The organism is Rhizobacter sp. P5_A1 (assembly GCF_056400745.1).
In genome coordinates, this window is record NZ_JBFUKR010000018.1 from 107,066 (window position 1) to 115,741 (window position 8,676).

At 67.6% G+C, this 8,676-nt stretch carries 10 protein-coding genes; all 10 read left to right on the plus strand.

Annotation, left to right across the window (positions count from 1 at the left end):
• Position 1: 1 nt before the first annotated feature.
• The 10 genes from AC1DTW_RS19240 (at position 2) to AC1DTW_RS19285 (ending at position 8,387) form a co-directional block, all read left to right on the plus strand.
• Positions 2 to 856: an ABC transporter permease gene (locus AC1DTW_RS19240; protein WP_477982950.1), complete on the plus strand. Its 855-nt coding sequence runs from the start codon at positions 2 to 4 to the stop codon at positions 854 to 856.
• A gap of 10 nt (positions 857 to 866) precedes the next feature.
• The gene (locus tag AC1DTW_RS19245) at positions 867 to 1,613 is read left to right on the plus strand and encodes an ABC transporter ATP-binding protein (protein ID WP_477982951.1); all 747 of its coding nucleotides are present in this window, start codon (positions 867 to 869) and stop codon (positions 1,611 to 1,613) included.
• Positions 1,614 to 1,642: 29 nt separating this feature from the next.
• Complete coding sequence (locus AC1DTW_RS19250) at positions 1,643 to 2,431, plus strand: MetQ/NlpA family ABC transporter substrate-binding protein (protein ID WP_477982952.1); 789 nt, start codon at positions 1,643 to 1,645, stop codon at positions 2,429 to 2,431.
• Positions 2,432 to 2,537: 106 nt separating this feature from the next.
• The gene (locus AC1DTW_RS19255; RefSeq protein ID WP_477982953.1) at positions 2,538 to 2,723 is read left to right on the plus strand and encodes a hypothetical protein; all 186 of its coding nucleotides are present in this window, start codon (positions 2,538 to 2,540) and stop codon (positions 2,721 to 2,723) included.
• A gap of 243 nt (positions 2,724 to 2,966) precedes the next feature.
• The gene (locus AC1DTW_RS19260; RefSeq protein WP_477982954.1) at positions 2,967 to 3,962 is read left to right on the plus strand and encodes a sulfonate ABC transporter substrate-binding protein; all 996 of its coding nucleotides are present in this window, start codon (positions 2,967 to 2,969) and stop codon (positions 3,960 to 3,962) included.
• Positions 3,959 to 5,137 (plus strand): FMNH2-dependent alkanesulfonate monooxygenase, encoded by a 1,179-nt coding sequence (gene ssuD / locus AC1DTW_RS19265; protein ID WP_477982955.1) that lies wholly within the window; start codon positions 3,959 to 3,961, stop codon positions 5,135 to 5,137. Before AC1DTW_RS19260 ends, ssuD begins: the two co-directional genes overlap by 4 nt.
• Positions 5,134 to 5,550 (plus strand): VOC family protein, encoded by a 417-nt coding sequence (locus AC1DTW_RS19270; RefSeq protein ID WP_477982956.1) that lies wholly within the window; start codon positions 5,134 to 5,136, stop codon positions 5,548 to 5,550. The genes ssuD and AC1DTW_RS19270 overlap by 4 nt, the downstream gene beginning before the upstream one ends.
• 22 nt (positions 5,551 to 5,572) lie before the next feature.
• Entirely contained in the window at positions 5,573 to 6,349 is a 777-nt protein-coding gene (ssuC, locus tag AC1DTW_RS19275; protein ID WP_477982962.1) for an aliphatic sulfonate ABC transporter permease SsuC, read from the plus strand.
• Between the two features lie 7 nt (positions 6,350 to 6,356).
• On the plus strand, positions 6,357 to 7,250 hold the full coding sequence (locus AC1DTW_RS19280) for an ATP-binding cassette domain-containing protein (RefSeq protein WP_477982957.1): 894 nt from the start codon (positions 6,357 to 6,359) through the stop codon (positions 7,248 to 7,250).
• A gap of 123 nt (positions 7,251 to 7,373) precedes the next feature.
• Positions 7,374 to 8,387, plus strand: coding sequence for a sulfate ABC transporter substrate-binding protein (locus AC1DTW_RS19285; RefSeq protein ID WP_477982958.1), 1,014 nt, complete (start codon positions 7,374 to 7,376; stop codon positions 8,385 to 8,387).
• The last annotated feature ends 289 nt before the right edge of the window (positions 8,388 to 8,676 follow it).

The following is an 8,676-nucleotide window of genomic DNA, read 5'->3' on the forward strand; positions in this document are numbered from 1 at the left end:
GATGTCGGCCGATCCGAACCTGCTGCTGCCACGGCCGGCGCTGAAGGCGCGACCTGCCGCGTCGGCATCCGCGCCGCGCCGGCAGGCCGCGCGGGGCGATGCGCCGCGCTGGATCGGTGCGGTGTTGCCGGTGGCGCTGCTGCTCGCGCTCGAAGCGGCATCGCGCCTGGGCTGGATCGCGCCGCATTTTCTGCCGCCGCCGAGCGAGGTGCTGAACACGCTGTGGTGGTTGCTCGGGCAGGGCCTGGCGGGTCACGTGGCGGCCAGCAGCCTGCGCGTGCTCGCAGGGTTTGCGGCCGGTGCGTCGCTTGCGCTGGCCATCGGTGCGCTGGTCGGCCTGAGCCGCCACGGCGAACGCTTCCTCGACCCGAGCTTCCAGGCGCTACGCGCGATTCCGTCACTCGCCTGGGTGCCGCTGTTGCTGCTCTGGCTGGGCATCGACGAAGCACCGAAGATCGTGCTGATCGCGATCGGTGCGTTCTTCCCGATCTACATGGGGGTGGCCTCGGGCTTTCGGGATGTCGACCGCAAGCTTGTCGAGGTTGCACGCATGGCCGGGCTGTCGTCGCTCGCGCTGGTGCGCCGCGTGCTGCTGCCGGCCGCGATGCCGGCTGTTCTGACCGGGCTGCGCAACGGCCTGAGCCTGGCGTGGATGTTCATGGTGGCGGCCGAATTGATCGCCGCCACGAGAGGCCTGGGCTACCTGCTGACCGATGGCCGCGAGACCAGCCGCGCCGACATCGTGCTCGCCGCGATCGTGCTGCTGGCGCTGCTGGGCAAGCTCAGCGACACGCTGATGCAGCGGCTCGAACGGCACCTGCTCTCGTGGCGCGACACCTTCGACAGCCGGGCCTGAGAGACCATCGATGACCCGACTACTGGAAGCCCGCGTTCGCCGCAAGCACTTCGGCGACCGGCTGATCCTGCAGCAGATCGAACTCGACCTGCGCGCCGGCGAAGTCGTCACGCTGGTCGGCGCCAGCGGCTGCGGCAAGAGCACGCTGCTGCGCATCATCGCCGGCCTCGAGCGTGATCACGATGGCGAGGTGCGGCTCGAGGGCCGCGTGCTCGACGGTCTGACGCGCGACATTGGTTTCATCTTCCAGGAGCCGCGCCTGTTCCCGTGGCTGGATGTCGCGCACAACGTCGCCTTCGACCAGGGCCAGGGCAGGGCACGCGGCGCGCCAGCCGAGGCGCATGTCGCGGAGCTGCTGCGCGAGGTCGGCCTGGGCGGCCTGGGCTCGGCGCTGCCGAAGCAGCTCTCGGGCGGCCAGGCGCAACGGGTGGCGATCGCGCGCGGTCTGTTCAACCAGCCGAAGCTGCTGCTGCTCGACGAGCCGTTCTCGGCCGTCGATGCCTTCACGCGCATGAAGCTGCAGGACCTGCTGCTGCGCCTGGCGCATCGCCACGGCATCACCGTGCTGATGGTGACGCACGACATCGACGAGGCGGTGCACGTCAGCGATCGCGTGCTCGTGATGGAGGCCGACCCCGGTCGCGTGCGCGCCGTGCTGCGCATCGACCTGCCGCGTCCGCGCGACCGCGAGCACCCCGGCGTGCCGGCCTTCGCCGCGCAGGTGCGCGAGGCACTGCACACGGTCCACGCTTTCTGATTTTTCATCAACGCAGGCCCAAGGCTCACATGCTCACCAAGTTCATCCGCAGTTCCCTTATCGCCGCGACCGTGGTCGTCGCGGGCATCGCCCACGCGCAGGACGTGATCCGCATCGGCGTCACCGCCGGCCCGCACGCGCAGATCGCCGAGGTCGCGAAGAAGGTCGCCGAGCGCGACGGCCTGAAGCTGCAGATCGTCGAGTTCCAGGACTATATCCAGCCGAACGCGGCGCTCGACAGCGGCGACCTGCAAGCCAACAGCTACCAGCACCTGCCGTTCCTGCAGACGCAGATCCAGGCGCGCGGCTACAAGCTCACGGCGGTCGGCGAGACCGTGACCTTTCCGATGGGCTTCTATTCGAAGAAGTACAAGTCGCTTGCCGAGCTTCCGGAAGGATCGAAGGTCGGCATCCAGAACGACCCGTCGAACAGCGGCCGCGCACTCGCGCTGCTGCAGAAATACGGCGTCATCAAGCTGAAGCCCGGCGCCGGCATCACGGCGACGCCGCTCGACGTGATCGAGAACGTCAAGCACCTGCAGATCGTGCAGATCGAGGCGGCGCAGCTGCCTCGTTCGCTCGACGACCTGGCGGCCAGCGCGATCAACACCAACTACGCGGTGCAGGCCAAGCTCGTGCCCACCCGGGACGCGATCGCGATCGAGGACCCGAAGAATCCCTATGCCAACCTGCTGGCGGTGCGCACGCAGGACAAGGACAAGCCCTGGGTCGCCAAGCTCGTGAAGGCGTTCCAGTCGCCCGAGGTCAAACAGTTCGTCAGCAGCAACTTCGCCGGCTCGATGGTGCCCGCGTTCTGATCTCGTGCCGGCATATGAGCTTTTCGAGGTTCGTCAGGTGAATCGCTTCGTTGCCCGCTGCCGGACGGACACGTAAGGTGGGCGCGCATCGACCACGCGGGGCCTCATGCACGACGACAACTTCTCTTCCTTGTCGACACGCTCGATCGCGCTGAGGGTTCTGCCGGCGATCATCGTCCTTCTGATGCTGCTCTTCGGACCGCCTGAGACGCCAAGCTCCTCGCAGCCGCGGCGCTCGGCGCAAGGCGAAGCATCGCTCGGGACGAACGGCGCGACCAGGTTGCCCCGATGAGTTCGAACGGCTGGGCGGGCTACTCGGGGTGGTGACGCCGGATCGATTGCAACCGATGTCTCCTCGCCTTCGTGGGCGATTCGGCACCCCGTCGCTTCTCGAGTGACGGGGTGCCTCTTTTCGCCAGGCGCGGACGCGCTGCATATTCGCTTTTTCAACATGGACAGCTGAAACGCTTCGTTGTCGACGCGTGGGCTGCTGCGTACCGTTGGGGTCTTCTCGATCTCTTGACAGACCTTCACCATGCGCACTCTCTCATTCGCCCGTTCCCGTCGCTCGCTCTTTGGCGTGGCTGCAACCTTGCTCGCGCTCGGCCTTGGGCTGGGCGCTGGCATGGTCAGCGCCCAGCCCAAGGCGGAGACGCTGCGGATCGGCTACCAGAAGAGCGCGAGCCTGTTCGTGCTACAGAAGGCGCAGGGCACGCTGGAGAAGCGCCTCGCGCCCCTGAATGTCGAGGTGCGCTGGGTCGAGTTCCCGGCCGGGCCGCAGCTGCTCGAAGGCCTGAACGTCGGCTCGGTCGATGTAGGGCACGTCGGAGAAGCGCCGCCGATCTTTGCGCAAGCCGCGGGTGCGAACTTCGTCTACATCGGCAACGACCCGGCCGCGCCCGAGGCCGAGGCCATCGTCGTGCCGAAGGATTCGCCACTGAAGAGCGTGGTCGACCTGAAGGGCAAGAAGATCGCCCTGAACAAGGGCTCGAACGTGCACTACCTGCTGGTGCGCGCGCTGGAGAAGGCCGGCCTCAAGTACACCGACATCCAGCCCGTGTTCCTGGCGCCGGCCGACGCCCGCGCGGCCTTCGAGAAGGGCGCGGTCGACGCCTGGGCGATCTGGGACCCGTTCCTCTCGGCCGCCGAAAAGCAGCTCGGCGTGCGCCAGCTCGCCGACGGCAGGGGCGGTGTCGCGAACAACTACCTCTACTACCTCGGCGAACGCCGCTTCGTCGAGCGACGGCCCGATGTGATCAAGGCCCTGTTCGAAGACTCGGTCGAGCGGGGGCGCTGGATCAAGTCCAACCTGAAGCAGGCCGCTGCGATCATCGCCCCGATCCAGGGGCTGGACACGGAGATCGTCGAGTCGGCGCTGCGCCGCTACCAGTTCGGTGTGGCACCTGTCACCGATCCCATCGCAGCCGAGCAGCAGAAGATCGCCGATGTCTTCTTCGAACTGAAGCTGATCCCGAAGACGATCCGCGTCGCCGATGCGCTCAGGCCTGCGACGAAGGTGGCCACGCAATGAAGGTCTTCTGGTTCATTCCGACGCACGGCGACTCGCGCTACCTCGGTTCGACCAAGGGCGCGCGTGCGGCCACGTTCGACTACTTCAAGCAGATCGCAATCGCCGCCGACAGCCTCGGCTACGAGGGCGTGCTGCTGCCGACGGGCCGGTCCTGCGAGGACTCGTGGGTCGTCGCGGCGAGCCTGATCGATGCGACCAAGCGGCTCAAGTTTCTGGTCGCGTTGCGGCCGGGTCTGGTGCAGCCGGTCCAGTCGGCGCGCATGGCCGCGACCTTGGACCGGCTCTCCGGTGGGCGCCTGCTCGTGAACCTGGTGACCGGCGGCGACGCCGAAGAGCTGGCCGGCGACGGCCTGTTCCTCGAGCACAGCAAGCGCTATGAACTCTCGCGCGAGTTCCTGACGATCTACCGCGAGACGCTGCGGCGCAGCCATGACGGGACAAGCTTCGATCATCAGGGCGAGCACCTGAGTGTGAAGGGCGCCAAGCTGCTGTACCCGCCGCTGCAGAACCCGTACCCGCCGATGTTCTTCGGCGGCTCGTCGGACGAAGCGCACGAGCTGTGCGCCGAACAGCTCGACACCTACCTGACCTGGGGCGAGCCGCCGGCCGCGGTCGCCGAGAAGCTCGCCGACGTGCGCCGCCGCGCCACCCGCCATGGCCGCACGCTGAGCTATGGCATCCGTCTGCACGTGATCGTGCGCGAGACCGAGGACGAAGCCTGGCGTGCCGCATCCGAGTTGGTGTCGCAGCTCGACGAGGCGACCGTCAGCGCCGCGCAGAAGAAGCTCACCGGGATGGATTCGGTCGGCCAGCGACGCATGGCCGAGCTCAACAAGGGCCGGTTCGACAAGGCCGACATCCGCGCCGGGCTCGAGGTCGCGCCGAATCTCTGGGCCGGTGTCGGCCTGGTGCGCGGCGGGGCCGGCACCGCGCTGGTCGGTAACCCGGCGCAGGTGGCCGGGCGCATCAAGGAGTACGCGGCACTCGGCCTGGACTACTTCATCCTCTCCGGCTACCCGCATCTGGAAGAAGCGCACCGCTTCGCCGAGCTGGTGTTCCCGCTGCTGCCGCTCGACGTGCAAGCCAAGTTGCCCGGCCGCACCCTGACCGGGCCGTTCGGCGAGATCGTGGCGAACAGTTACGCGCCCAAGACGGCCGAGGTGGCGCGCGCATGAGTGTTCAAGGCGTCGACCACATCCAGCTGCCGATCCCGATCGGCGCCTCGGCGCAGGCGCGTGCGTTCTACGAAGACCTGCTCGGTCTGACGGAAGTGCGCGACCCGGCACTCGACAAGCCCGGCACGCTGCGCTTCTCACTCGGCTGGCAGCGGCTCGATCTGAGCGAAGGCCGCTACACCGGCGTCGCGCCGCAGGCCCACATCGCGCTGCGGGTTCAAAGCCTGCGGAGCCTGACGAAGGCCTTGCATGCCGCGGGGCTGCGCGTCGATGCCGCACCGCTGCCCACCGGTGAGGAGCGCATCTATGTCGAAGACCCGTTCGGCAATCGGCTCGAACTCATCGAGCCGGCGTCGGGCGCAATCGAACCCACAGGAACCCACCGTGCCTCGGACCTTCAGTTCTCCGTCTAGCGCGTCGCCCGATCGACGTGTGCTGCACGTGAACGTGCAGCGCCTCTTGCCATGGCTGTTCCCGATCGCGGTGCTCTCGATCTGGCAACTGGCCTCGCAGGCCGGCTGGCTGTCGACGCGCGTGCTGCCCGAACCCTGGGCGGTGCTGAAGGCGTTCTGGTCGCTGACGCTGTCCGGCGAGATCGGCAAGCACGTCGCAACCAGCACCTGGCGGGCGCTGGTCGGCTTCGGCATCGGCGGCGGGCTCGGCTTGTTGCTGGGCCTGTTGACCGGCACCTTCCGCGCCGCCGAAACCTTGATCGACTCGACGCTGCAGATGATCCGCAATATCCCGCCGCTGGCGCTGATCCCGCTCGTGATCCTGTGGTTCGGCATCGACGAGTGGGCCAAGCTGTTTCTGGTCGCGCTCGGCGTGTTCTTCCCGATCTACCTGAACACCTTCCACGGCATCCGCTCGGTCGACAAGGGCCTGATCGAGATGGCGCGCAGCTATGGGCTGAGCGGCTGGAAGCTGTACGCGCAGGTGATCCTGCCGGGCTCGCTCGCGTCCATCCTCGTCGGCGTGCGCTTCTCGCTCGGGTTGATGTGGGTGCTGCTGATCGTCGCCGAGACGATCTCGGCGCAGGCCGGCATCGGCTACATGACGATGAACGCGCGCGAGTTCCTGCAGACCGATGTCGTGCTCGTCGGCATCCTGCTCTATGCACTGCTCGGCAAGCTGGCCGACGTGCTCGCCAAGGGGCTGGAGCGTTGGTGGCTGCGCTGGCATCCCGGCTATCAACCCAACGCGGGCACTTGAGAACGAGATGAACCATTTCGACCTCGAAATGCAGGCGCTGGCCCTGCAAGCACCGCCCACCTTCATTCCGCGCGAAGCGTCGACAGACGAGAGAGCAACGGCAGCTTTGAGGCGACCGCGTGGCGGTGCGGCCGTCGATGCGCAGGGCTTGAGCAAGCGTTACGGCGCCCGCGACGTGCTGAACGACGTCGACCTCACGATCGCGCCGGGCGAGTTTGTCGCCATCGCCGGCCGCAGCGGCTGCGGCAAGAGCACGCTGCTGCGCTTGCTGGCCGGGCTTGAGACCGCGGACACGGGGCGAATCACGCTCGACGGCGACGCGCGCGGCCGGCATCAGGCGGACATCCGCATCATGTTCCAGGACGCGCGGCTGCTGCCGTGGAAGCGTGTGCTCGACAACGTGGCTCTCGGGCTCGACGGCTCGGATGCTCAGGAGCGCGCCCGCGAGGCGCTGTCGCAGGTGGGTCTCTCCGACCGCGCCAGCGACTGGCCGGCCGTGCTCTCCGGCGGCCAGCGGCAGCGCGTGGCATTGGCGCGCGCACTCGTGCACACGCCGCGGCTGCTGCTGCTCGACGAACCGCTGAGTGCACTCGACGCGCTGACGCGCATCGAGATGCACGGGCTGATCGAACGGCTGTGGCAACGCCACGGCTTCACGGCCTTGCTGGTCACGCACGACGTGACCGAGGCGGTGGCGCTGGCCGATCGCGTGGTCTTGATCGAGGACCACCGCATCGCGCTCGACGAACGCGTGCCGCTGGCGCGGCCCCGTGCTCGTGGTGCGGCTTTCGATGCCATCGAGGAACGCGTGCTGCAGCGCGTACTCAGCCGGCCCGGCGAGGAGCCCTCTGCGCCTCGCCCGCTGGCCACGCCGATGGGCGAGTGGCGCTGGGCGATCTGAGCCTTTGCGCGTTTCGCGCATATCCATCGGCGATTTGATTCGTTTCTCGATCGGGATCGCGTCACTAGCATCGTCAGAGACGGTCGCATGACCGCCCATGGACCCATCACAGGACGCTCTCTCATGACGACGGCTCGAACTCTCTTCCGCACCGCGGCCACGCTGGCATTGGCGGCCGCGGCCGGCCTGGCAGCCGCCAAGGACATCACGCTGCTCAACGTCTCGTACGACCCGACGCGCGAGCTCTACCAGGACTACAACGTCGCGTTTGCCAAGCATTGGCAGGCCAAGACCGGCGACAAGGTCAGCGTCAAGCAATCGCACGGCGGCTCGGGCAAGCAGGCGCGCTCGGTGATCGACGGGCTCGAGGCCGACGTCACGACGCTGGCGCTGGCCTACGACATCGACGAGATTTCCGAACGCGCCAAGCTGATCGCCCCCGACTGGCAGAAGCGCCTGAAGCACAACAGCACGCCGTACTCGTCGACCTACATCTTCCTGGTGCGCAAGGGCAACCCGAAGGGCATCAAGGACTGGTCGGACCTGGTCAAGCCGGGCGTGTCGGTGATCACCGCGAACCCGAAGACCTCGGGCGGCGCGCGCTGGGGCTATCTCGCCGCGTACGGCTACGCGCTGAAGCAGCCGGGCGGCAACGACGCGAAGGCGCGGGACTTCGTCGCGAAGGTCTACGGCAACGTGCCGGTGCTCGACTCGGGCGCGCGCGGCTCGACCGTGACCTTCGCCGAGCGCGGCATCGGCGACGTGCTGCTCGCGTGGGAGAACGAGGCCCACCTGTCGCTGAAGGAATTCGGCGCCGACAAGTTCGACATCGTCTACCCGCCGATCAGCATCCTGGCCGAGCCGCCGGTCGCGGTGGTCGACAAGGTCGTCGACAAGCGCGGCACGCGCGAGGTGGCGCAGGCCTACCTCGAGTACCTGTACAGCCCCGAAGGGCAGGACATCGCGGCGCGCAACTTCTATCGTCCGATCGACCCGGCCGTGGCAGCGAAATACGCGAAGAGCTTCCCGAAGCTCACGCTGTTCACGATCGACGACACCTTCGGCGGCTGGGCCAAGGCGCAGAAGACGCACTTCGCCGACGGCGGCGTGTTCGACCAGATCTACACGAAGAAGTAGGGCTCGTTTCGCCAAGCGAGAAAGGGGCGACGCGCGTCGCCCCTTTTCTTGTGCGCCCAGCATGGGCGCGATCTTGGAGGTGCAAGTCCTCCGCCGAGCTGGCCACAGCGAGGCAAGTGAAGCGCAACTGCGTGAGGGCGACCGAGCGTGGAGAGGAAGCGTGGAGCGTAAACCGTGAGCCGAGGTACACGAACCGCATCCGAGGCGGCGCCGGCCAGGGCGAGCAGGCAAGTGACTGCAAAGCTCTCGTGGCCAAGGGCCAGGCGACGTAAATGCGGCGGTTGTGCGG